Below are 260 nucleotides of genomic sequence, written 5' to 3'. Positions count from 1 at the left end.
AGGTAGCCTTCCAGCTCTTTCGCTTCGGCCTGGGCTTTTGCCGCAGCCAGCGCGCTTTCAGGCATCCCCGCCAGCTCCGCTTCGTCGGTAACGAGTTTGGTCCAGCCCATCGTCGCATCGAGGACGTTGTTGCTGTACTGGTTGCCCAGCTCGGAAAGACGAGTGGCAATCTCACCGTAGCGTTGTTGTTTCTCTATTGGCAGACCGATGCCAGAGAGTTCGAAGTCGCGCAGTGCGTTATCAACCGCTTTTTTCTGAGC

The 260-nt window shown here is 57.3% G+C and carries 1 pseudogene; it reads right to left on the bottom strand.

What is annotated here, in order from left to right:
* Window positions 1-260 (bottom strand): annotated as a pseudogene (locus V5P19_RS23855) (oligopeptidase A); the annotation flags it as partial.

Source organism: Enterobacter sp. UNJFSC 003 (genome assembly GCF_036903355.1).
Classification (GTDB): domain Bacteria; phylum Pseudomonadota; class Gammaproteobacteria; order Enterobacterales; family Enterobacteriaceae; genus Enterobacter.
The sequence above is the reverse complement of the archived record's forward strand: the minus strand, read 5'-3'. Positions and strand labels throughout refer to the sequence as shown.